The organism is Streptomyces sp. RLB3-17, assembly GCF_007113425.2.
In the GTDB taxonomy this organism is placed as follows: Bacteria; Actinomycetota; Actinomycetes; order Streptomycetales; family Streptomycetaceae; genus Streptomyces; species Streptomyces mirabilis_D.
The window spans coordinates 990,174-1,012,760 of record NZ_CP041610.2 but is presented as its reverse complement, the minus strand read 5'-3'; the positions used below and the strand labels follow the sequence as shown (position 1 = coordinate 1,012,760).

Sequence of the window (22,587 nt, the reverse complement as noted above, 5' to 3'; positions counted from 1 at the left end):
AGGGCCACCCGCCTACTCCTGAAGTACGTCCCGGCCGTCACGGCAGCGGATACGGCTTGTTGTTGACCAGCACCACACCCTGCAGGGCGAGCGTGATGGCCCGAATGCCCACATTCGCGATGGAGTTGACCTGCACGCTGCCACCGGCGGTGAGCGTCGCGGCGCCTATCGCCTTGAGACTGAGCGCCCCCATCGCGTCGACGGTGACCGCACCGCCGAGCGACTTGAGGTTGACGAGCCCGCGGCCCTCGATGTTGAGCGGGCCGCCGCTCTTGATGGTCAGACTCCGGCGCGCGCTCAGGGTGAGATCGGTGCCGGCCTCGACCGACACCGACCGGCTGCCCTTGATGGAGACGGACCCCTTGCTGTCCACGGTGATCTCGGTCTTCGTGCGATCGAGATTGATGATCAGCCTGTCGTTGCCGGAGGCGATCCGCACCCCCTGCTTGCGGGCCCCGGTCTGCTGGCTGAGCAGGTCCACCCGGTTGCCCTTCCGGTCGGACAGGGTGTGCCGGATCGCCTGCTTCTTCAGCCCGTCGTGCAGCGGTACGTCACTGACCACGGTCGGTTTGTCCTTGCCGTTGTAGAGGCCACCGATGACGAACGGGTGGTCCAGGGCGCCGCGGTCGAAGGCCACCAGCACCTCGTCGTTGACGTCGAACGGGAACACCCCGCCGCCGCCCTTCCCGCCGAGCTGCACGGTCCGCGTCCAGTCGCTCTCGTACGCGTCGTCCAGCCAGGGGAACTGGAGCTTGACCCGGCCCTGCTTCAGCGGGTCCTGCACATTCGTCACCAGGGCGTTGGCCACGCTCGGCAGCTTCGGCGCGGTGGCCGTGCCCCCGCCGGACGTGAGGCCGTACAGGGAGCGCCACTGCCGGCCGCTGACGGTGATCCAGGTCTGGTAGTGCTCGTCGTAGCCGAAGACGTGCCGCACGGACGTCACCGTGTACTTGCCCTCGAACGGCTTGCCCACGTCGGTCAGCGTGACCGGAACGCCGGGACGCAGCTTGGGATTGCCGAACACCATGACCTCGAGCTCGGCGAAGGAGGACGTCACGTCGTCGGCGAGGGCCTTGGCGGCGACCTTCACCTCGGCCAGGCGGTCGTAGGGTGTGTCGGTCTCGACAAGCTTGGCCGTCTTGAACTTCTTCGCCGTCTTCTGCGGGGTGGTGCCGATCGCGAAGCCGTCGTTGGACGTCGCGGGCGACATGGCGGTGAGCTTCTTCTTGGTCGTGACGTTCCAGCCGCGCGCCTCGGTCTTGGCGACCTGGTCGGCGGAGGTCACCGCGGCCCGGCAGCGCAGTACGTCGACGCCGCCCTGCAGCACGAAGGGGCTCTTGTCGCCGGGGGTGCTGGTCGGCGGCGCGGTGGAGGCCGGGTCGGACTTGGCGAACTGGAACTTCCCCTCGGAGTCCAGCGACATGACCACGTCGTTCTCGTCGGCGAGCCGGGCGAGGAAGTCCCAGTCGGTCACGTTGGCCTGACTGATGAACTCGTAGACCGTCGTGGTGGGCTTGATGCCGCCCTTCCCCCTGCCGATCGGAATGCCGTTCATCGTGGCCAGTTTCTTCGCGATGTCCGCGGCCGTCTGGTTGCGGTACGCGGCCACCCTGCGCTGGCGCATCAGGCGGTGGCCCATGTCGTAGCCGCGGATGACGGTGAAGGTGCCGGTGCCGTCGTAGTCGGTCTCCATGCCGGTCACCTCGCCGGTCAGCAGCGGGGAGGCCGCGCCCTGGCCGTCCGCGACCGGCGCGAGCGTCACCGGGGTGCCGCACTGGATGTTGAGTTCGCCGAGCACCAGCCGGTCCGGGTCGCGGAAGGTCAGCCGGAACGCGGCCGGCACCCCCGCCCCGAGGTCGACCCAGCAGCCGACGAGGTCGGAGGCGATCTTCTCCGGGACCGGACTGCCGTCCACGGTCACGTGGACGACGTTGGAGTACGAAGGCTGGACCATCAGAAACCCACCTCTTCGGCGGCGGGCAGCACGAGCTCGGTGCCGTTCGAGAGCCGGTTCGGGTCGTCGATGTTGTTCGCCTCGGCGATCGCCCGCCAAGCCGCCGCGTCCCCGTACTCCCGCCACGCCAGCGACTGCAGCGAGTCGCCCGCGACGACGCGGTGCACACGCTGCGCGGTGAGCGCGCCCGACGTCGGGTTCTGCCCCTTGGTCTTGCTGGGGATCTCGTGCAGATGCACCTGACAGGTGGCGCGGATCGGCACGCCCGTCGTGCCGAACAGGGAGTAACTGGCGTCCACCGAGCTGACGTACGCAGTGAACCGCGCGGTCGAGAACGACCCCCACTGGAACACCACCCACGGAGTGGACGGCTGCTTGGCGGCGATGCTCTTCTCCGTCACCTCGCAGCAGGAGAACAGCGACTCGACCTTCTTCAGCACCGAATTGCTGGTCGGGTCGTCGGACGAGTCGAGGAAGATCTCGACGGTCATCTCTTGGGGCTCGGGCCCCATGAACTCCGGGAGTGAGCCCTTCCGTACGGCCGCGGTCGGGGTGGTCTTCCAGCGCGCGCGACGGCTGAGTGAGAGCGTCGAGGGGTTGAAGTCGAAGTTGAACGTCTTGATCAACGCGCCCGGAGTGGTGCTGCGGCCGATGGGCGGCTCGTGAATGGCCAGCGAGGCCCTCACAAGACTCTTGCCCGCGCCCTTTCCTGACTTGCCTGCCATGTTCTTCGCCGTTCCCTAGTCCGTGAACCCGTGGTGGGTGATTTCCAGCACCTCCGTGGCCACGGCCGGGCTGGCCGGGTCGAGGGAGGGCCCCTGCCAACTGACCGGGAGCACGTCGAGCAGACCCCAGCGGGCCACCTCCGAGCCGTCCGCGCGCAGCGCCGCGATCTGCGCCGTCGGCCGCTTGACCCCCGTGGTCACGGAGGACACCCAGGCCGCGACCTTCGCGGTGTCCGGTGTCAGGGGGCGGGTCAGCCGGATGTTGGAGAAGGTCACGCGGGACGGAAGCTGCCACACGAACCCGTTGTTGCCGCCCTCCTGGCGCTGCTCGATCTCCACCTGCGACGAGAGTCCTTCACACCCGTTGAAGTAACCGAGGCTCTCGCCGTCGATGGTGAGGGTGAAGAAGATGGTGGAGCCCGGGTCTCGATCGGTGGCCATCGGGGATCGGCCTTTCTTGGGGTGGCGTGTCGTTCGGGGTGGTGGGGGTCAGCGACGGGGATCGCGCAACTTGCCGATCCGCTCCCGCTCGAGGCGGAGTTCGGTCCGCAGCAAGCGGGTGATCGGCCCGGCCATCTTGTGTGTCAGCTCGTCGATCTGACCCTGGGTCAGGGACCGGGGATCGAAATCGACGGCGGTGTACGTGGGCGGGGCCTCTTCGCGCTCGGCGTGCGAGGGCAGTGGCCGACGGGGCGGCTCGGTCGCGGAGTACGGGGGCGGGGGGCCGCTCGGAGGAGGCGGCGGTGGCGGTGGCGTCGGCGGGGGAGAGGCGGGCGAGTACGCGGGAGGGGACATCGGGTTGACGTCCCGCTGGACCGTGGGCAGGGCTGGGGGCATGGCGGGGGTGGCGGGTGTGGTGATGGTGGTGGGTGCGGTGCCGATGGTGGTGGGTGCGGGAAATACGAGGGGTGGGGCGGGGAGGTACGGGAGGCACGGCCGAGGAACTACGGGCGGAGCGGCGGGGGGTTGCGTTGAGGGGAACGGCCGCTTTGGGGGTGGGGCTCGCGGAACTCGTCGAGGGCGCTGGGGGTGTTGGCTGCGCTGGGGTCGTCGACTTCAAGAGCTGAATCGGTGACGTAGGTCGCGTCGGTCGCGCCGTGTCTGTCGGGGCTGCCGGAAGGAGGAGTCCGTCCGACGGGCGAGGCATGGGCGCGCTCGGAGTGGAGGAACGCTGTACGACGGGGGTGGCGCTGTGCGTCGTCGGGGGCGTGAGACCGGGGGAAACGCCTTCGGCGGGCAGCGGGTGCGCAGGGGTGTGGCGAGCGGTCGGGCGCTGAACGGCGGGTGTGTCGGGCGCCTGCCGCGGCGGAGCGGGCTCGGAGGCGACTCGCTGGACGACAGGGACGCCGAGACCGAGACGGCGTGGGGTCGAGGCAGCGGAGTGAGGAGCGCGGTACTGCTTCGCGGACACCTGGGGTTGGGGTGCGGGTGTCGAGGTCTCGGGCTGCCGAACTGCCGAGCGCTGCACGGGGGGAACGGGGGGCATGGCGGGCCCGGCGACATTCGTACGGGCGATCCCGAGATGCTCGGGAACTGGAACTGGAGGTGGAGTCGGCACAGATGCGCGAGGGGCGAGTGGTTCTGTGGCACCCGTGGGTGTTGCCGGTGACGCACTCGCGCGGGGCAGCGGTGCCGACGGAGTCGAGGAAGTTGGGGGAGTCGAGGAGGCAACGCGCTGGACCACAGGGGCAGTTGTCGTCGGTGAGCCAGGCGTCGACGGCCTCGTAGAGCCTGCGGAGGCCGCGCTGCGTCGCGCCGACGAGCCGCTCGCAACGGTGCCCGGTCGAGCAAGGGGGACGCTGGCAAGGCGCCGGAGGACCGGAGCACCGGCGCCGGGAGCCTCGGAGCCACGCGCTGCCTGACCGCCGTGGGCACCGGCGACGGGCCCACCAACCGGGGGTTGCGACACCGCCCGCTGCACCACGGCACCGGCGCCACCGGCAACCCCAGGCGCCCTGGTCGACGAAGGTGCCGTTCCCGGTGCCTCAGGCGATCGGCGTATCGGACGGGGTACCAGACTGCCACCAGGCCCGGGACGGGTCCCGGTCGCCGAGGAACGTTGTACGGCCGGGGTCGTGGCCGGCGGCGAGGTCGGGGCCGTTCCGGCTGGGGCCCCACCGGGGACGAGGGACGTGCCCCCTGTCGGGCCGGCTGCTCCTGCCGGCCCGGCCCCGTCGGAGCGCCGCGCCGACGGGCCGTTCGCGGAACCGCCGTCGGAGCCGCCGGCACGGGACCCGCTCCGGCCGTTGTCGGCTGTTGTGGCGCGCCGCAGCGGTACGGCCGCGGGAGCGGTACGGCGCTGTACGGCGGCGGCAGGAGGCGTGCTGGGCAGCAGCGAGGTCAGTGCGCGTGCGGGAGCGAGCGGGCGCACCGGTGGACGCGGCGACGGCGGGGAGGTGGGAGCGACCGGCTCCGCGCCACCGTCCTGCCGGGGGACGACGGGCCGACTGCCCTCCGGACTCTTCGCCGTTCCCTCCACCGCACTCGTATGTTCCTGGGCGCGAGGCTCCGCCACGACGGCCCGCTGTACGACAGGGCTGCTCGCCGTGGCCGTCCCTGACGCGGCGGAACCTGCTGGAGCTGGAGCCGGAGCCGGGGAAGATACCGCACGCTGAACAGGCAGGTCCCCGGACGGGGCTCCCGCCTCGGGAATCTCCAGTCGAGACGGTGCCGCACCTGATGACGACGAACCCGAAGGTGGCATCCCTGGCTCAGGGGACGGCGTCCTGGGAGATGTAGTCGCGGAGGGAGCGGGGGGAGTCGTCGCACCGGTGTGTGCGGCCGGTCGTCCCGTTGGGGTTCCCGCCGCACGCTGCACCGGACGTCGTACCGGCGTCGCGTTCGAAGGCGGAGTGGACAAGGGCGCGCCCAGCCCCGAGCGTCGACGGGGCGGCCCCGCAGTCGGGTTGCCGCCCGGAGTCACCGGAGCCACTGGAGCGCTCGGTGCCGCCGATGCCGCCGGAAGGGGCGACGCCGGTACGGATGCCCCGGCCGACGGCTCGTCCCCAACGGACGGCGCCCCCAGCCCCGTACGCCCGGAACCACCTGACGTACTCCGCTGGACCGGAAGATCGGACCGGGCGGCGGAACCGTCGCGCGATCGCGGCACGGAGACGGGAGGCGCGGCCGGGCCGACGGAGGCAGCCGGTGTCCCGGAACCCGGGAGCGGGGCGGCGGCAGCCGAAGCCCGGGGAGCGGCGCCCGATGTCCGGGAAGCACTTACCGAAGCGGCAGAACCGACCGACGTTCCCCCACTGCCACTGCCACTGTCGCCGCCACCGGAAGCCGGGACGGTGACGGCGGGCGTCGACGACGGCTGCGGTACGGACTGCTGCGATACGGACGGCAACGGCGCGGACGGCAACGGTGCGGACGGCTTCATCGCCGGCAGAGCCCGTCGTTGTACCGCGGGCCTGGCCGGTGCCTTGGTCAGCGAGGTCGGCCGTGTGGGCCGGGGAGCGGCGGGCGTCACCCGTGGGCCTGCCGGGCCGAGGGCCGCCACCGGGGAAGTCATGCGCTGCACGGGCAGCGCACCGGTCTCCTCGCCCGACTCCACGGGCGAGGCCACCGGCAGGGACAGCGAGGGGAGTTCGAGCCCGGATGCAGGTCCCACCGGGGCGGCGAGCAGGCCCTTGACCAGTCCGCCGGGCGCGCCGTCGAGGACGGCGTGCGACAGCGTGCCGGTGAAGGAGGGGTTCTGCCAGGTCGTCAGCCGGCCACCGAACCCGGCGTCGGCGACGGCGCCCGGCCGGTCCATGGCCCGCTGGATCGGCGGCAGCGCGGGCCAGGCGGCAGGCCGGACCACACGCGCTCCGGCTCCCCGCCCCGCACCGCCGGCCGTGGACGTATCGCTCACCCCGGCATCCGTACCGTCGGCCGAAGCCGAAGCGCCCGCCGCTCCGGAAGCGGACGCGGCGGCGGAACCGCTGCCGGATCCCCGCTCGGGTCCGCCGCCCCCGCCGCCCCGCAGCCGATCAAAAAGCCCCACGCCGTGTCACCCTTCTCCGGCGCCGCGGTTGACGAGTGCCGCGATCTGTTCCGTGTAGCCGCGCCGGTCGCGGTGTTCGAGATCCAGGATGGTCTCCAGGCTCCAGTGGAAGTGATAGGCGATGTACGCGATCTCCTCCTGGATGCGGTCGGTCGCGTACGTCACGATTCCCCCAGGCGGCTCCCGCCGAGTTCGACCTCGAACGGCTCCTCGCAGTGCGGGCAGGTCACGGCGGCACGGGTGTGGCCCTCCGCGTTGACCTGACGGTAGAAGTCCTGCAGGAAGGCCAGGTCCGAGGCGAACATGTTCTCCACCACCCCGTCGTGCACCAGCGGAAGCGTGCCGAGCCGGGTGATGACCCGACCGAGCAGCACGACCGACAGATACGCCGGGTTCTCCTGCACCCGCATGTCCCGCAAGGGGACCAGCTCGTCGCGAGCGGTGGCGAGCCGCATCACGCCGTGCCGGTGCACGGTGCCGGAGTCGTCCACGTAGCCGCGCGGCAGCTCGAACTCGAACTCGGTGCGCAGCGGTTGCGCGGCTGCGGTCGGGGCCGGGCCCGGGGCCGGAGCCGGAGCAGCGGTCTGCTCCGGCTCCGGTTCGGCGACGGCCGCGGCCGTCGCCCGGGGAGCCGTACGGCGCATTACTCGATGACCAGTTCTTCGAAGGTGATCGTCACGGTCTCGGTGAGCGCGGACGCCTCGCCGGCCTTCACGGTGCTGGTGTCGATCTTGCTGCACCAGGCGTTGCGCATGTTGTACCGCTTGACCGGGTTGTTCATGTAGTCCATCACCATGATGGTCGCGTTCTTGCGGGCGGTGCTCATCTGACCGGCGACGGACTCGGTGATCCACTGGTTGAAGGCCGCCGACTGCGTCATGCCGCGGACGACCGTGCAGGTGCCGGCCTTCTTCACACCCGGCAGCTTCTTCGTGACGGGGATGCCCTGAGAGGAGACCTGCTGGTACTCGATGACGTCCTGCTCGATGCTGAGGCCGCTGACCTCCGCGAGGTACTCGACCATCACACCGTCGATCTGGAGGCCGAAATTGTGTGAAGTAAGGGCGTCACCCGGCTGGAGACTCATCTGTTCTCTGTCCTTCTAGGGTTTCTTGGGCGTACGGGGCGGAGCTGGTGGCCGAGAGGGCGGTACTACTCCTCCAACTCACCGCTGCCGCTGGAGAACTGGGCCAGCCGGAAGATCACGAACTCGGCGGGCTTGACCGGCGCGATACCGATCTCGCAGATGACGCGGCCGAGGTCGACCGACTCCGGCGGGTTGGTCTCCTCGTCACACTTGACGTAGTACGCCTCCTCCGGCCGCGAGCCGAAGAGGGCGCCGTTGCGCCACTCGTTGACCAGGAAGGCGGAGACATTGCGCCGGATCCGGGCCCAGAGGGCGTGGTCGTTCGGCTCGAACACCACCCACTGGGTGCCGATCAGGATCGACTCCTCCAGGTAGTTGAAGTACCGGCGGATGTTGAGGTAGCGCCAGGCCGGGTCGGAGGACATGGTGCGGGCGCCCCAGACGCGGATGCCGCGGCCGGGGAAGGCGCGGATGCAGTTGACGCCGATGGGGTTGAGCAGGTCCTGCTCACCGCGGGTGATCTGGAGCTCCAGGTCCACCGCTCCGCGTACGACCTCGTTCGCGGGCGCCTTGTGCACTCCGCGCTCGGAGTCGTTGCGGGCCCAGATGCCGGCGACGTGGCCGCTCGGCGGGATCAGCCGGGACTGACCTGTGGCCGGGTCGAAGGCCTTGACCCAGGGGTAGTAGAGGGCGGCGTACTTGGAGTCGTAGCCGGCCGTCTCCTGGCGCCACACCCGGATCTGACGGGCGTTGAGGCCGGGCGGCGGGTCGATGACCGCGACCCGGTCACCCATCAGCTCGCAGTGCGCGATCAGACCGAGCTGGACGGCCTTGACGGCCTCCAGGTCGATGGCGCCGCGCTGGTAGGCGGCCATCAGGTCGGGGACGGCGACCATCGAGACCTCGTCCACGGCCTCCAGGCCGCCGAAGCCGGTGCGGTCGGCGGAGTCGCCGAGGTACTGGGCGGGTCCGGGGTGGCCGCCGTCCGTGGTGGCCGGGACGGCGGGGGCGGAAGCGGACGGGGCGGCGAGCGCCACCGTCTGGTTGTCGGGGCGGGCCAGCTGGGCGGCGGGCGCGGCCTCCTGCACGGCGATGAGCTTCGAGCGCTCCTTCACCTGGGTGACCACGTAGTTGCGACCGCCCTTCTTGGCGGTCACGTCGAAGGTCTCGGCGACCTTGTCGCCGTCCTTGACGATCAGCTTGAACCGCTCGGCCGGCCCCTCGCCCTCGGGGTCGGCGACCTCGACGCTCAGCGAGCCGCCCGCGACGGCGCTCACCGAGAACGTGCCGAGCTGCTTCGGCTCACCCGGCGGCAGCGCGGCCTGCGCGCCGGAGCCGGTCACCGCGGCGGGGGCCGCGGAGTCGCCCGAGGCGCCGCCGGGCGTTCCGCCGACCCGGACGACATAGGCGGCGCTGCCGCCGTTGTTGAAGAAACCGTAGACGGAGTGCGCGAGGTAGTACCCGTCGGTGAACTCACCGAAGGCCGCCACGTACTGCGTCCAGTTGGTCACCAGAGTCGGCTCGTGCAGGGGGCCGATCGGGGCGAGACCGACGAAGGCCGCCACCGAGGTGCCCACGCCCTCGATCGGACGCGAGCCGCTGGCCACCTCCTCGACGTAGACGCCCGGCGACAGGTAGGACGGCATGCTCTGCTCTCCTCGGGGTACGAGATGGGACGTCACTCACCCTCACGCGCGAAGCGCGCCCCCCGAAACGTCCTGCGGTGCCGGGTCGGGGGCAGCTGTGTTGCCCCCAGGGGCAATTCAGGAGGGGGATTGCGGGAGCGGAGGGGCCCTGGCCCCCCGAGGGCCGGTGCACACACCTTTGCCGTACGGGTTGTTGTCTGCCGTACTAGTTGCTGATGCTCCACGCCCACGCGGCGCCCTTCGCGATTCTCGCGGCGAGCGTCAGGAAGTCCTGCTTGACGGCCTCCGGGGTTTTCTCCGGAGGGAAGAGCGGCTTGATCCGCGAGTCTTCGGGGAAGTCGGCCGACAGCAGGGCCCGGTAGCGGTTGTAGACCTGCGCGATGTCATTGCGGACCGCCTCCGATCCGCTCTTCGCGGGCGCTCCGAGGAGCCGGTTGTCATTCGTCGCCGCGATGGAGGCGACATCCATCAGGAAGCAGTCCAGAAGGTCGGTCACGTCCTCATGCTTGGCGCCGTCCACCTTGTCCTGCACGTCCTGCAGCAGACGTTCCGCCATTTCCGTGGTGACCGCCTTGTAGATCCCGTAGCGGGGGCCCTGGGGGATCACGCCGAGCACGTGGTCGGCCTGCTTCGCCTCGGCCGAGTTCATGAACTTGGGCTGCTCCTCGAGACCCGGAACGGGGAAGGGCATCCCCTTCAAATGCTGCTCTTCGTCGAGGAGTTGAGGCTTTGCCTCCGCGAGAGGATGTATGCCGAACTCGTGGGAGAGCATTCCGACGATGTAACCGATGTCGTAGTTCTCGAAGTAGTACGCGGCGAGAATGACCTTCACGCCCGCGTCCCCGTTGTCCTTGACCTCGGCCGGAGTGTCCGCGATCCGCTTCTCCAGGACGATGTCGCACGGGCGGCCGCGGAGATAGTCCTGGATGAGCTTGTGCTCCGACAGCAACTGAAGAACGCGCTGGGCCTTGCCGAAATACTGCGGGTATTTGTTGGCCACGTTGGTGAACGCGATCTTCCCGCTGGCCATGCGGGCCCGCTGGATCGGCAGTGCGGCGCGCTGCACCGGAGCCGCCTCGACCGCACCGGCGGAGGCCGGCCGGTTCTCCAGTGGGACCGGCCCGGACATGACGCGTTTCGCATTGGCCTCGGCCGCTTGCTCGAAGCTGTCCCCGGGGTCGGACATGTGCAGTCCGTTGCCGTGGTCGGTACCCGCCACGGGACCCTGCCGCTGCTGGACCACATGCGTGAGTTCATGAGCGAGCGTGTGCTTGTCGGCGCCCCCGGGGCCGATGACCACATGGCTGCCCGAGGTGTACGCATGGGCGCCGATCTCGGCCGCGGAACGCTGCGCCACGGTGTCCGTGTGCAGACGTACGTCGGAGAAGTCGGCGCCGAGACGGGCCTCCATCTCTGTCCGGACACCCGTCTCGAGCGGGCTTCCCGTGCTGCGCAGGACGTCATGGACCGCCGATCGCTGCACCGGTGCGGAGTGCCCGCACGTCGGGCCGTGTTCGTGAGCCTCCCGGGCCAGCAGTCCGGCGACCGCCGCGTTGCCCGCGGTGCGCTGGAGCGCGGTCACGGCCGAGGGGGAGAATCCGCCGCCGGGCAGCAGGGCGGGTCCAGGTACCGGGCCCACGCCCGCGGCCCCGTCCGTCCGCCGTGCAGCCGCCCGATCGGCAGGCCCACCTTTTCGGGCCTGCTGCTGGTCTGTCTGGCGTTCCTGCACCGTCTGCCTCCTCGGCCGTCCGCGTGTGGTCCGCCGAGCGCACGGTCACACAACTCACCAGAGGAATGATGCGAGCGTCCTCCGCCCGCCCCGCAAGGTCATGGGGGACCTGTTCGGGAGCAGACCCCGTGCCCGAATGGGCCACGGGGTGGGTCCGCGTGACGTCTGGCGCTCCGTCCGGGTGCCGTGGCAGGGGACTTGAGGGCAGCGTTTCTGCCCTCTGGTCTCCTGACCGGAGCCGGTTGTCCTCATAGCGTCGACGGGTGAGCCTTTGGACTTCGCTGGAGCCTGCCTCCAGCACTGTGGATCCCGGTGGTAGCACGAAGGTGCGGTTGCGGTTGCGCAACACCGGTGACGTGGTGGATGAGTACCGGTTCGAGCCGGTGGGTGATGTGGCGCCCTGGACGGTGGTGGAGCCGCAGACGTTGCGGTTGTATCCGGGGACGACGGGGACGGTGGAGTTGACGTTCTCGCCACCTCGTTCTCCCGATGCGGTGGCGGGTCCGAATCCGTTCGCGGTGCGGATCACGCCGACGGAGCATCCGGAGGCGACGACGGTTCCTGAGGGGAATCTGACGATCACGCCGTTCACTGAGGTGCGGGCGGAGTTGGTGCCGCCGACGGTGAAGGGGCGTTTTCGTGGGCGGCCGAAGCTGGCGGTGGACAATCTGGGCAATACGAGGTTGACGGCGTCGGTCAGTGGCAGTGACAACGGCGATCATCTGTCGTACGACATCCATCCGAGCAATGTTCAGATCGAGCCGGGTCGTGCGGCGTTCGTGAAGGCGACGTTGAAGCCGCGGCAGATCATCTGGTTCGGGTCGAAGGAGCAGCGGCCGTACACGCTGGCGATTCAGCGTTCGGGTACGGGGCCGCAGCCGGTGGAGGGCACGTATGTGCAGCGCGGGTTCCTGCCGCGCTGGCTCGCCACGTTCCTGGGTGTGTTCATGGCGCTGGCGATCACATTCGTGATGCTGTGGATCGCGTACAAGCCCCAGGTGCGCACGTCCGCCACGGAGAAGCTCCAGGAAGCCGGCATCAGCACGCTCCCGGCACCCACCCCGTCCTTGTCGCAGGCGCCGAGTTCCGCACCGGCGGACGTCCCGGCGGCTCCGTCCCAGCCACAGCAGACGCCCGAGAGCGGCGGTGGAGGGAGCGGTGACGGGGCGGCGGCCAGTCCCAAGGCGACGAAGAAGCCGGCGACCGGGCCGCTGCCCGCGAACAACATCGTGCTCAGAAACCCCACGACCAAGAAGTGCGCCGACATCCCGGGCTACGACAAGGGTTCGGTGAACGGCCCGGTCAGGGAGTTCACCTGCGACGGCACCACCCATGACAACCAGCTCTGGAACCTCGAAGTGCGCGAGAAGGGCGGCGGTCCCGAGAAGTCGGACCTCTTCCAGATCCGCAACGTCAAGGACCAGATGTGCATGGACCTGCCGGACTACGGCGCCAAGCCCGCACAGACGGGTGTGTTCGAGTTCCAGTGCGACGGCACGACCGCCGACAACCAGCTGTGGTGGCTCGACAAGCAGGACGACGGCCACTACTGGATCCGCAACTACTCCAGCAACCACCTGTGCCTGGACGTCGCCGGCTTCAGCACCGGAGGCAACGACACCCCGCTCACGATCTACTACTGCAGCAAGACCGACGACCAGGAGTGGGACATCGTCCACCCGTCCTGACCCACAAAGGGCAGTGCCCCGCAGCTCTTTGGGCAGCCGTCATGCCCCGACGCTTGCAGACGGGAGCGAGGTCCCGGCCATAGCGTCGACGGGTGAGCCTTTGGACTTCGCTGGAGCCTGCCTCCAGCACTGTGGATCCCGGTGGTAGCACGAAGGTGCGGTTGCGGTTGCGCAACACCGGTGACGTGGTGGATGAGTACCGGTTCGAGCCGGTGGGTGATGTGGCGCCCTGGACGGTGGTGGAGCCGCAGACGTTGCGGTTGTATCCGGGGACGACGGGGACGGTGGAGTTGACGTTCTCGCCACCTCGTTCTCCCGATGCGGTGGCGGGTCCGAATCCGTTCGCGGTGCGGATCACGCCGACGGAGCATCCGGAGGCGACGACGGTTCCTGAGGGGAATCTGACGATCACGCCGTTCACTGAGGTGCGGGCGGAGTTGGTGCCGCCGACGGTGAAGGGGCGTTTTCGTGGGCGGCCGAAGCTGGCGGTGGACAATCTGGGCAATACGAGGTTGACGGCGTCGGTCAGTGGCAGTGACAACGGCGATCATCTGTCGTACGACATCCATCCGAGCAATGTTCAGATCGAGCCGGGTCGTGCGGCGTTCGTGAAGGCGACGTTGAAGCCGCGGCAGATCATCTGGTTCGGGTCGAAGGAGCAGCGGCCGTACACGCTGGCGATTCAGCGTTCGGGTACGGGGCCGCAGCCGGTGGAGGGCACGTATGTGCAGCGCGGGTTCCTGCCGCGCTGGCTCGCCACGTTCCTGGGTGTGTTCATGGCGCTGGCGATCACATTCGTGATGCTGTGGATCGCGTACAAGCCCCAGGTGCGCACGTCCGCCACGGAGAAGCTCCAGGAAGCCGGCATCAGCACGCTGCCGCCCAGCCCCTCGACCTCCGCCGCGCCACCCACGCCGCCCTCGCCCAGCGCCGCGGCCCCGGTCGTGCCCTCGGCGCCCGAGACACAGGCCGCGAGCGGTTCCGGAGGGGGCGGTGGAGGTTCCTCCGAGACCAAGCCGAAGGAGTCGGCCGCACCGCCGGAGGACACGGCGGCGACCGCCGTCGCGCAACTGGCCGCGCAGGACCCCGGACGGCACATCTGCTACCGGGCCTATCTGACGGACGAGGGCTGGACCAAACCGGTGTGCGACGGCGCCATGGCCGGCACCGTGGGACAGAACCGCCCGATCAAGTCCCTCAACCTCGCCACGTCCGACACCGACGGCACCGCTGCCACTGCCTTCGTCTACGACTCCCAGTCGACCAACGGCAACGGGCACTATTTCGGGCCGTGGAAGGGCGTGGTCGACGGCGCCGACCTCTACATCGGCAGCACCAAGAAGGACGACCCCTACATGCTGGGCTTCGCCATGAACGTCGGCCAGAGCAAGAGCGTCGTCTGCCAGACCACGCACGTCCACAACGAGGGCTGGCACGGCCTGGGCTGCGACGAGCCCGGCGGGGACAACTACATCTTCGGCGGGACCCTGAGCAACCTGCTCTGGCTCGAGGCCGTCAAGTTCACCGTTTGACTGCTCCCCTCCCTGAAGGGAGGGGATTCCTTCCTTCAGGGCTGAGCGGGGATTCCTGGCTCAGGCTGCCTCTGGGAGCAGCGCTCCCGGTGGTCTTACGCCCTCGACACCAGCCGGGTTCAGACCTGCCCGGACGAGCATCACGCGGGCGGAGTTCTTGTCTCTGGGGGAGACGACTCCGCATGCGGTGCAGGTGTAGGTGCGTTCGGACAACGGCAGTGCGTGCTTGGTTCTCGCTCCGCACGATGCGCAGTCCATGGTGGTGTGCGCGGGATGCACGAGACGGATGTCCCGTCCGTGCTTGCGGCCCATCTCGATCAGGGCCTTCTTCGTGGCGCCGAGCGCGGCGTCCGCCGCCTTGCGCGCCATCGAGGACCTGGCGAGGAACTTCGGCCTGAAGTCCTCGACAGCGATGGCGTCATGGTCCGTCACGACCTTCTTCGCCCACTTGCGGCCGGCATCCTGCCGCTGCCGGGCGATCTTCGCGTAGGTCTTCGCCCGCCACTTCTTCGCCTCGCGGTAGCCCTTCGAGGCAGCCTGCCCCTTCTTCGGCCGGCGACGGGCCATCATCCGGTCGTAACGCGTCAGCCGGGTCTGCGCCTTACGGCCATACTGGGCGTGCGGCAAGTCGTGCGCGTCCGAGGTGGTGGTCGCGGTCTCCCTCACCCCCCAGTCCACGCCGAGCACCCGGCCGGTCTCCGGCAGCGGCCACACCTCGGCGCGGACCACGAACGATGCGTACCAGTGCCCGACACTGTCCCGGTACACACGCACCGAGGAAGGCTCACCAGACAGGTCGCGCGACCACACCACCGACAGCACGATCCCACCCGCCACATGCAGGCGACCGTCCTTCAGCCGGAACCCGCGCCGCGTGTAGTTCAGCGACGGCAACGCCTCACGCTTCTTCTTCCACCCCGGCATACCAGCCCGCTGCCGCTGAGGCAGGCCCTCCCGAATGTCCTTGTGCGCCTTCGCGCGGGACCTGCCGAAGTCCCGGATCAGCTGCTGCTGAACAACCGAACTACCCTCACGCAGCCACGGCATACGCTCCCGCGCCCCGGTCAATATCCGGTCGAGCTGCGCCGGGCCACAGGTCCGCTTCTCCCCCGTGGTCTTGTTGTGCAGGTGGACCGCCCTGGACCTGGCGACGCACTCGTTCCAGATCCACCGGCACCGTGCCCACTCCGCCTCCAGCGCCGTACGGGCAGTCGACGACACGCGAAGCCGGTAGGTGTACCGGGCGTGCCCGGCCCCGTCGGCTTCCCTTGGCGTCGCCATGATGCCACCGTAGCGTCATGATTCGCTTCTCACTCCGGATCCCGGCAGACCTACACGAACAGGTGACCGCCCAGGCCGCCGCGGACCGGCGGTCCCTCAACTCCGAGATCCTCCACCTCCTGGAGGTCGCCCTCACCGCTCCCCGGCCGGACGCCGGATCACCCGGCGGAGATCCGGCTTCCCCTGCCCCGCTCCGCGGGAAACCGGATTCCTCCCCGGCCTGAAGGACAGGGCATCCTCCGGGAACCCCGGTGAAGCGACCCTGCCCGGCCGACAGTCGTCGGCCGGGCAGGGTCGTCTGCGCGAGCAGCCGGGCGAGGAGCTACCAGGTGCCCTCGCCCGGCACCAGCCGGCCCGCCTTGCGGTACTCGCGGCGCGCGCCCTCCAGGAGGTCGGCCGTGTCGACCGGCGCACCGCGGCCGGCGGCGCCGTAGGCGGCCGTGACCACGGCGCTGCGGATCGAACCACCGGCCAGCTCGAAGTCACGGGCGACGGCCCGCGGATCGGTGTCCTCGACGCACGGCACATGGGTCAGGGCGTGCTGCCACAGGGCCAGCCGCTGGTCGGCGTCCGGGAACGGGAAGTCGATCACGAGGTCGAGACGGCGGGTGAACGCCTCGTCGATGTTGGCGCGCAGATTGGTCGTGAGCAGCGCGATGCCGTCGAAGGACTCGAGCCGCTGGAGCAGATAGGAGCTCTCCATGTTGGCGTACCTGTCGTGCGAGTCCTTGACCTCGGACCGCTTGCCGAACACGGAGTCCGCCTCGTCGAAGAGGAGCACGGCGTCGGTGCGGTCCGCCTCCGTGAAGATGCGCTCCAGGTTCTTCTCCGTCTCGCCGACGTACTTGTCGACGATCGAGGAGAGCTGCACGACGTAGAGGTCGAGGCCGAGTTCGGCGGCCACGACCTCCGCGGACAGGGTCTTGCCGGTGCCGGAATCGCCCGCGAAGAGGCCGAGGACGCCCCGGCCACGCCCGCCGCCCGCGCTCAGTCGCCAGTCACCGAGCACCTGGTCACGGTGGCGGGCGCGCAACGCCAGCTCGTGCAGTTGCACCAGCGGTTTGTCGGGCAGGACGAGATCCTCCCAGCCGACGTCCGGACGGATCCGGCGCGCGTGCCGCTCCAGCCCGGAGGCGGACTGCTGCCGGGCGGCCAGCCGCAGATGAGCGGGGGTCAGCGCGGTCCCTTCGAAGACGGCGAGGCGTTGCGCGGCACGGGCGGCGCGCAGGATCCGGTCGCCACCGAGCCGGTACGGCGCGACCACCGGGGCGAGGTCGAAGCCGGGGGCGGGTTCCGGTACGGGGGCGACATGAGCGGAGGTCTCGGTGTCGACCCCGGTGCCGAGCGCCACCGCCCAGGCGTCCACCGCTCCGGAGCGCAGCCGGGGCGCGTCGAGGACGAGCGGATCGCGATGGTCGTACCAGTGCGGATCGTACGGACGCGGATCGGTGAACAGCACGGACACGTCGTCCACCGCCAGCGCCCGCATCAACGGGGCTGGATCCTCCGGCAGCGGTGACACGACGATCGCGCAGTCACGCAGCCGGGCCTCGCGGAGCAGCTCGGCGATCGGCTCCTGTCCGGCGGTCCTGTCCGGAGCGAAGTGGAGCGCCTCCTGCCCCGAAGCGTCGCGCAGCGCGCCCGCGGCACAGGCGAGACCGTCTCCCGCCCGGTGTTCGCGCAGATAGACGGTGAGCGGGGCGGCCGCCAGCCGGCCGGCGAGCCTGCGCAGGAAGACCTCGTCGTACTGCTCGCCCCGCACCGGCGCCCGGAGTCGGTGGACATGGCCGGTCAGTGCGGCGTCCAGGGTGTCGTCGCCCAGCAGGTGCGCGATCAGCCGGTCGGGTACGCGCAACGACCTGCTCAGAAAGGGGCGTTCGGGCTCCTCGATCACTGCCAGGCCCAGCGCGGCCAGCGGAGCCGAGGGATGGAACCGGGCCCGGGCCTCGGCACGGTGTGCCGGAAGTCCGCACAGGTCGAGCGCGAGCCCGGTGGTGGCCCGGCGGCGGCTGACGTCGTCGTTGAGGTAGCCGTACAGCGGCTCGAAGGTGCGGTCGAGGTCCGGGGCCAGCGCGATGAGCAGGATCCGGACGTCCAGCTCGGTCAGCCCGAGCCGCCCGGCCAGCAGATCCAGCCGGTCGCCCCGCTCGGAGTCCCAGCTCTCGGGGGCGGGGTCCTGACCGGCCGGCTCCAGCAGATGCCGTACCGCGTCCTCGGACAGATACAGGCCGCGCAGCGGATCGGCCGCGGTGGGATCGGTCGCGCTGCGGTGTTCGACCAGCAGCGCCACCTGCTCGCGGAGTCGGGACACCCGGACCAGGAGCGCGTCGGCGGATCCCTCGAAGGCGGTGGCGGGTGACGTGTCGTCGGTGGACGACGAGGTGTCGGTGGCGGCCGACGCCGGGACGTGCGGGGTCACTTCGCTCGCTTCTCTCCGTTTCGATCCTCCGCGACCGGGCGGTCCCCGGCCGGGAGTTCCGTGCCCGCCGCCGTGTCGGCCGCGGTCGTGGACGCCAAGTGCCGTGCCCGGTGCCGCCGTTCGGGCGAGCCCTCCAGGGTTCCGTCCATCCCGCGTACGCGCACGCCGGCGCCCTCCGTGACCGGCGGCCCGGCGTCGTACTCCGGGAACGACGGGAACGGCGCGGTCACCACCAGATCCAGCGACGGCTTCAGCTCGCCGCCGAGCGCGGACCAGATCTCCGCGAGGGACCGGGACTCGGTGTGCAGATTCGCCACCGAGAGCGGCACGGACAGCCCCAGTGCGGCCAGCGCGTCGGGCAGTGCGTGCGGGGGCAGGATCTCGTGGGGGAGCAGTGTCGCCAACACCGCGGACAGCAGCCGGTGTTCGTCCTGCGGCTGCTTGGTCCAGGCCGTCACGAGATACGAAAGCCGGAACCAGCGGGGCGGCTGGCGGCGGCGCAGCACGATGCCGCGTTCGTCCCGCACGGCCATGGCGCCGCGCTCACGGCGCCGCACGTCCTCGCGGATGTCGTACAAGTAGGCGTTGATGGCGGGCGCGTTGCGGCGGGCGGCCCATTCGCGGCTCGGCGCGTCGAAGGCGACCTCGATACCGGAACCGGCCAGCGCACCGCTCCTGAGCAGCCCTTTGAGGACCTCGTCCACCTCGTGAATCACCGTCGTGCTCCCGCCGTGCCGTCACGTCCTGGCGCGTACCAGCCGTGGGCCGGCTGAGTACCCGCTGTGTACCCGTCTGCTGTGATCCGCCCGGTACCCCGTTCGGCAGGCCCCGTGCGAACGATCGGCCGCCTCAGATGTAGCCTTCCCTGAGTGCATAGGCCACGGCGTGGGCGCGATTGCGCAGATGGAGCCGGGTGGTCAGCCCGTGCATCACGTTCTTGACGGTACGTTCGGAGTAGGAGAGCTTGCTCGCTATCTCCCCGGTGTCCAGCCCCTCGGCGACGAGCCTCAGCACATCGATCTCGCGTGGCACCAGGCCGGAGAGCGGAACACCGGTCTGGCCGGAAGCGGTGCGCTGGAGCGATCCCACCTGAGTGATGAGGCGTCCCAGCAGATCCGCGGGCAGATCCCCGTCGCCCCGCGCGGCCGCGAGCACGGCCTGTACCAACCGGTGCGCACTGGCCTCGTGGCGCCAGACGATGGCCCCGACACCGCACTCGATGACGTCGAGCAGCTCGGCCTCGCGGATCGCGTTCACCACCAGCACGGCACGCGCCCCGTCGCTGCGTACGAGTCGGCGCAGCCGGGACAGCGTGGTCTCGTCCGGTCCCTCGTTGACCAGGACGGCCACGGTGCCGGGCCCGGCCTCCGCGCTGTCGAGGAGGTTGATCACCGGGTGCTGCGCCAACTGGCTGCGCACCCCGGCCCGGGAGATCGGGTCGGGTGCCTGGACCACCACCGGTATGCGGTTTCCGGAATCCACCGCACCGGTGTCGGCGGGCCGCTGTGACACGCCTGCGTCAGTGGTCCGTAATGAACTGCGCAACCGTTTCTCCCAAATTCCACGTGCTGGTCGCCCCTGTGTCGCCAGTGGCCGAAGGGCTTGTCCCAGACTTCTGTGCTCGGCGTGCCTCGCGCAATCGTGGAGGACCACGAGACGTACCACGAGATGGATCATGAAACGTCCCCGACAGGAGACATCGATGGGCGAGACCGAGGCGCTGCGTGAACGACGGGAGGCACTCGAGCTGGTGGCCGCCGAGGCGGACCGCGCCCGCGCCGGGTCCGGCCGTCTGGTGCTGCTCAAAGGGGCCACCGGCACGGGGCGCACCGCCCTCCTGGAGGCCGTCACCGAGCGGGCGGCGGCCCGTGGCATGCGGGTGCTGCGGACCCGCTGCTCGCCCGACGGCGAGGCCGGGGAGTTCGCGGCGGTCCTCCAACTTCTGTCATCGGGCGGCGAATCCGATGCCGGAACCAAGCTGTTTCCGGACGTTTTCGACGACAACCCGCACCACTGGTCGTACGCCGAACACCTGTGGAGGCGGCTGCGCTCCCACGCCGCCGACGCCCCGCTGCTGCTGGCCGTGGACGACGTCCACTGCGCCGACGAACCCTCGCGCCGCTGGCTCGTCGACGCCGCCCGGCGGATCGACGCACTGCCCGTCCTCCTGGTGGCGACCGAGCGCAGCCAGTACGACATCGACCCGCCGTCCGCCGGCCTGGCGCACGCGCTCTCGCCCACCCTGGTGCGCACCCACACCCTCGCCCCGCTGAGCGCGAACGCGGCGGCGCAGCTGGTCCGTTCGGACATCGACGCCGCCACGCCCGCCTGGGTGGACGACTGCGTCCGGGCCGGCGCGGGCAGCCCCCTGCTGCTGCGCGCCCTGCTCGACGACCTCCGCGCACAGGAACCGGACGGCGCGCCCCCGAGGCCCGTGCCGGACACCTGTGCCGCGCTCTACCCGGGTGCCTATCCGGCCGCCGTCTCCTGGTGGCTGGACAGCGCCGGAGAGGCGACGGCGAGGGTGGCCCGCGCCCTCGCGGCGCTGGACGCGGACGTGTGGGAGGAGGGCCACGCGGAGGAGTTCACCGAACTGCTCGCCGAGACGGCCGGCGCGGACCCCGCCCGGGTACCCGGCTGGCTGACCGCCATGACCCGCCTCGGCCTGCTGCGGCCCGATCCCGACGGGCGGCCGCGCTTCGCCCACCCGCTGCTGCGGGACGCGGTGCTCAGCGGCTGGCCCACCGTCCGGCGGCAGGCGGCCCACCGTACGGCGGCCGAAGTGATGCTGGGCCGTGGCGACCGCGCCGAAGCGGTGGCCGGACAACTGTTGAGGACCCAGGCCGTGGGCGCGGCCTGGGCCACCGTGGCGCTGCAGGACGCCGCGTCCGTGGCGGTGCGGGACGACAGGCCCGACGACGCCGTGTCGTATCTGCGTCGTGCGCTGGACGAACCGCTGACGCCGGCCCGCCGGACCATGGTCCTCACCGAGTTGGGTTCCCTGGAGTTCGCCGCCGCCCGCTCCTCGGCCGGGATACCCCGGCTGACCGAGGCGACCCGGCTGCCGGGCATGCCGCAGGACCGGGTACGGGCGGCCGTGGCCCTGGGCACCGTACTGGCCCGGCGCGGCAAGGCGCGCGCCGCGATGGACGTCCTGCGCGACCTGGACGAGCAACTGACCGGCCATCCGGACCTGACACGGCTGCTGGGGACCGCCTCGGCGCTGCTGTCGGACCACGACCAGGGCATCCGTCAGGAGGCGTACCGCTGGCTGCACGGTGCCGCCGAGCGGTCCCCGGACCTGGTCGGAACGGCAGGTCAGGCCCTTCTGGTCCGCTACGACGCGACGGCCGGACTGATCCCCGCCGCCACGGCCATGAAGCGGATCCACGCCCTGCTGGACGAACCGATCGACGCGCTCGCCGAACCCTTCCTGCTGGGTACGGCCGCCGCCGTCGCCCAGTGGGCCGACGAACTGGCCGAGGCCGAGGGGCTGGTACGCCGGGGACTGGACCGGCAGAGCCCGTCCCTGTTGCACCCCATGCACCTGGCGCTGCTCAACGTACGGGCGGACATCGCCGCGACGCGCGGACAGTACGCCGATCTGCTCGCCGAACCGGCGTCCTGGCAGGTCACCGAAGCCACCCGGCACCGGCCCGACCCGGCCAACGCGCACGGACACGCCGTGATCGCCCTGGTCGAGACGGGCCGCACCGAAGAGGCGGCCCGCCTTGCCGACAGCTTCGCCCTGGGCGACGCACACGACTCCTGGGAACTCAACCGGTTCCTCTACGCGCGGGGCGTGTTGCGGTCCGCGCAGGGGGATCACGCCGGCGCGCTGGACGACTTCCTGGAATGTGGCCGCCGGCAGACGGCACGGGACGTGGTGAGCCCCGTGGTCACCCCCTGGCGGACCGCGGCGGCCGAGTGCCGCAGCGCGCTGGGCCGTCCGCAGGAGGCTCTCACGCTGGCCCGCGAAGAACTGCGGCTCGCCCAGGTGTGGGACACCCCCCGGCTGGTGGGGCGGGCGCTGCGCGGGCTCGCCACCGCTACCGGGGGCCGTCGCGGTCTGGAACTCGCCGACCGTGCCGTCCGCATCCTGCGGGACGCCTCCGCGCAGACCGAGCTGATCCCCGCGCTGATCGGACAGGGGCGTCAGCTCGTCGCGGCGGGGGACCGGAGCCGGGCCCGTGACGCGCTGCGCGAGGCGGCCGAGCACGCCGAACGGCTGGGCGCGGTAAGGATGCGGGCGCTGGCCGAGGAGGTTCTCCCCGAAGGCCGCTCCCGCGGCTCGGCGACCGCGCTCACCGGTTGGGAGGCGCTGACCGGCAGTGAACGCCGGATCGCCGCCCTCGCGGCCGACGGGCGGACGAACGCCGAGATAGCCGAACTCCTGCACCTGGCCCGGCGCACCGTCGAGACCCATCTGACCAGCGCCTACCGCAAGCTGGGCATCCGCCGCAGGACGGAACTCACCGCGGTCATCGGCGAGCGGCCGGCGGATCCGGCGGAGGCGGTGGAGGAGCCGGGCGGCTGAC

17 protein-coding genes are annotated in these 22,587 nt (G+C 70.7%); 4 read left to right on the top strand and 13 right to left on the bottom strand.

Annotated features, from left to right (window positions below; translation table 11 throughout):
* Positions 1–37 precede the first annotated feature (37 nt).
* The 9 genes from FNV62_RS04795 to FNV62_RS04760 all read right to left on the bottom strand — a co-directional run bounded on the left by FNV62_RS04795 (position 38) and on the right by FNV62_RS04760 (position 11,039).
* Positions 38–1,954 (bottom strand): VgrG-related protein, encoded by a 1,917-nt coding sequence (locus tag FNV62_RS04795; protein ID WP_097282744.1) that lies wholly within the window; start codon positions 1,952–1,954, stop codon positions 38–40.
* Positions 1,954–2,679 carry a LysM peptidoglycan-binding domain-containing protein gene (locus FNV62_RS04790; RefSeq protein ID WP_143600030.1) on the bottom strand — a complete coding sequence of 242 codons (726 nt, stop codon included), beginning with the start codon at positions 2,677–2,679 and terminating at the stop codon, positions 1,954–1,956. Before FNV62_RS04790 ends, FNV62_RS04795 begins: the two co-directional genes overlap by 1 nt.
* Positions 2,680–2,694: 15 nt before the next feature.
* Positions 2,695–3,120, bottom strand: coding sequence for a phage tail protein (locus FNV62_RS04785; protein WP_054235291.1), 426 nt, complete (start codon positions 3,118–3,120; stop codon positions 2,695–2,697).
* Between the two features lie 48 nt (positions 3,121–3,168).
* Positions 3,169–3,516, bottom strand: a complete 348-nt coding sequence (locus FNV62_RS04780; RefSeq protein ID WP_144314709.1) for a hypothetical protein — start codon at positions 3,514–3,516, stop codon at positions 3,169–3,171.
* A 3,157-nt stretch (positions 3,517–6,673) separates the two neighbouring features.
* Positions 6,674–6,832 (bottom strand): DUF6760 family protein, encoded by a 159-nt coding sequence (locus FNV62_RS54510; RefSeq protein WP_095856654.1) that lies wholly within the window; start codon positions 6,830–6,832, stop codon positions 6,674–6,676.
* Positions 6,829–7,311 carry a hypothetical protein gene (locus FNV62_RS04775; RefSeq protein WP_143600029.1) on the bottom strand — a complete coding sequence of 161 codons (483 nt, stop codon included), beginning with the start codon at positions 7,309–7,311 and terminating at the stop codon, positions 6,829–6,831. Before FNV62_RS04775 ends, FNV62_RS54510 begins: the two co-directional genes overlap by 4 nt.
* Positions 7,311–7,754: a phage tail protein gene (locus FNV62_RS04770; RefSeq protein WP_054230236.1), complete on the bottom strand. Its 444-nt coding sequence runs from the start codon at positions 7,752–7,754 to the stop codon at positions 7,311–7,313. Before FNV62_RS04770 ends, FNV62_RS04775 begins: the two co-directional genes overlap by 1 nt.
* Positions 7,755–7,819: 65 nt before the next feature.
* Positions 7,820–9,400: a phage tail sheath subtilisin-like domain-containing protein gene (locus FNV62_RS04765; protein WP_143600028.1), complete on the bottom strand. Its 1,581-nt coding sequence runs from the start codon at positions 9,398–9,400 to the stop codon at positions 7,820–7,822.
* A 205-nt stretch (positions 9,401–9,605) separates the two neighbouring features.
* Positions 9,606–11,039 (bottom strand): DUF4157 domain-containing protein, encoded by a 1,434-nt coding sequence (locus FNV62_RS04760; RefSeq protein ID WP_143600027.1) that lies wholly within the window; start codon positions 11,037–11,039, stop codon positions 9,606–9,608.
* Positions 11,040–11,392: 353 nt separating this feature from the next.
* On the opposite strand from FNV62_RS04760, the gene FNV62_RS04755 reads away from it, so the two are divergent.
* Complete coding sequence (locus FNV62_RS04755; RefSeq protein WP_143600026.1) at positions 11,393–12,817, top strand: RICIN domain-containing protein; 1,425 nt, start codon at positions 11,393–11,395, stop codon at positions 12,815–12,817.
* A 92-nt stretch (positions 12,818–12,909) separates the two neighbouring features.
* Entirely contained in the window at positions 12,910–14,349 is a 1,440-nt protein-coding gene (locus tag FNV62_RS04750) for a hydrolase (RefSeq protein ID WP_143600025.1), read from the top strand.
* Positions 14,350–14,409: 60 nt separating this feature from the next.
* On the opposite strand, the gene FNV62_RS04745 is transcribed toward FNV62_RS04750, so the two are convergent.
* Entirely contained in the window at positions 14,410–15,630 is a 1,221-nt protein-coding gene (locus FNV62_RS04745) for an RNA-guided endonuclease InsQ/TnpB family protein (protein ID WP_143600024.1), read from the bottom strand.
* A 17-nt stretch (positions 15,631–15,647) separates the two neighbouring features.
* Between FNV62_RS04745 and FNV62_RS57490 the strand changes: the two genes are divergently transcribed.
* Complete coding sequence (locus FNV62_RS57490) at positions 15,648–15,854, top strand: Arc family DNA-binding protein (RefSeq protein ID WP_143600023.1); 207 nt, start codon at positions 15,648–15,650, stop codon at positions 15,852–15,854.
* Between the two features lie 98 nt (positions 15,855–15,952).
* Here FNV62_RS57490 and FNV62_RS04735 read toward each other — a convergent pair whose 3' ends face one another.
* The 3 genes from FNV62_RS04735 to FNV62_RS04725 all read right to left on the bottom strand — a co-directional run bounded on the left by FNV62_RS04735 (position 15,953) and on the right by FNV62_RS04725 (position 19,561).
* Positions 15,953–18,049, bottom strand: coding sequence for an ATP-binding protein (locus tag FNV62_RS04735; RefSeq protein ID WP_144314708.1), 2,097 nt, complete (start codon positions 18,047–18,049; stop codon positions 15,953–15,955).
* Positions 18,046–18,765 carry a DUF4255 domain-containing protein gene (locus tag FNV62_RS04730; RefSeq protein ID WP_143606978.1) on the bottom strand — a complete coding sequence of 240 codons (720 nt, stop codon included), beginning with the start codon at positions 18,763–18,765 and terminating at the stop codon, positions 18,046–18,048. The genes FNV62_RS04735 and FNV62_RS04730 overlap by 4 nt, the downstream gene beginning before the upstream one ends.
* 133 nt (positions 18,766–18,898) lie before the next feature.
* Positions 18,899–19,561 (bottom strand): helix-turn-helix transcriptional regulator, encoded by a 663-nt coding sequence (locus FNV62_RS04725; RefSeq protein ID WP_054229465.1) that lies wholly within the window; start codon positions 19,559–19,561, stop codon positions 18,899–18,901.
* A gap of 190 nt (positions 19,562–19,751) precedes the next feature.
* Here FNV62_RS04725 and FNV62_RS04720 point away from each other — a divergent pair, with 190 nt between their 5' ends.
* Positions 19,752–22,586 carry an AAA family ATPase gene (locus FNV62_RS04720; RefSeq protein WP_144314707.1) on the top strand — a complete coding sequence of 945 codons (2,835 nt, stop codon included), beginning with the start codon at positions 19,752–19,754 and terminating at the stop codon, positions 22,584–22,586.
* Position 22,587: the final 1 nt, after the last annotated feature.

Bases quoted from the DNA above. Each gene is read 5' to 3' on its own strand.
- FNV62_RS04780 (WP_144314709.1), bottom strand. From the start codon at position 3,516: ATGCCCCCAGCCCTGCCCACGGTCCAGCGGGACGTCAACCCGATGTCC.
- FNV62_RS04795 (WP_097282744.1), bottom strand. From the start codon at position 1,954: ATGGTCCAGCCTTCGTACTCCAACGTCGTCCACGTGACCGTGGACGGC.
- FNV62_RS04785 (WP_054235291.1), bottom strand. From the start codon at position 3,120: ATGGCCACCGATCGAGACCCGGGCTCCACCATCTTCTTCACCCTCACC.
- FNV62_RS04745 (WP_143600024.1), bottom strand. From the start codon at position 15,630: ATGGCGACGCCAAGGGAAGCCGACGGGGCCGGGCACGCCCGGTACACC.
- FNV62_RS04790 (WP_143600030.1), bottom strand. From the start codon at position 2,679: ATGGCAGGCAAGTCAGGAAAGGGCGCGGGCAAGAGTCTTGTGAGGGCC.
- FNV62_RS57490 (WP_143600023.1), top strand. From the start codon at position 15,648: ATGATTCGCTTCTCACTCCGGATCCCGGCAGACCTACACGAACAGGTG.
- FNV62_RS04720 (WP_144314707.1), top strand. From the start codon at position 19,752: ATGGGCGAGACCGAGGCGCTGCGTGAACGACGGGAGGCACTCGAGCTG.
- FNV62_RS04770 (WP_054230236.1), bottom strand. From the start codon at position 7,754: ATGAGTCTCCAGCCGGGTGACGCCCTTACTTCACACAATTTCGGCCTC.
- FNV62_RS04775 (WP_143600029.1), bottom strand. From the start codon at position 7,311: ATGCGCCGTACGGCTCCCCGGGCGACGGCCGCGGCCGTCGCCGAACCG.
- FNV62_RS04765 (WP_143600028.1), bottom strand. From the start codon at position 9,400: ATGCCGTCCTACCTGTCGCCGGGCGTCTACGTCGAGGAGGTGGCCAGC.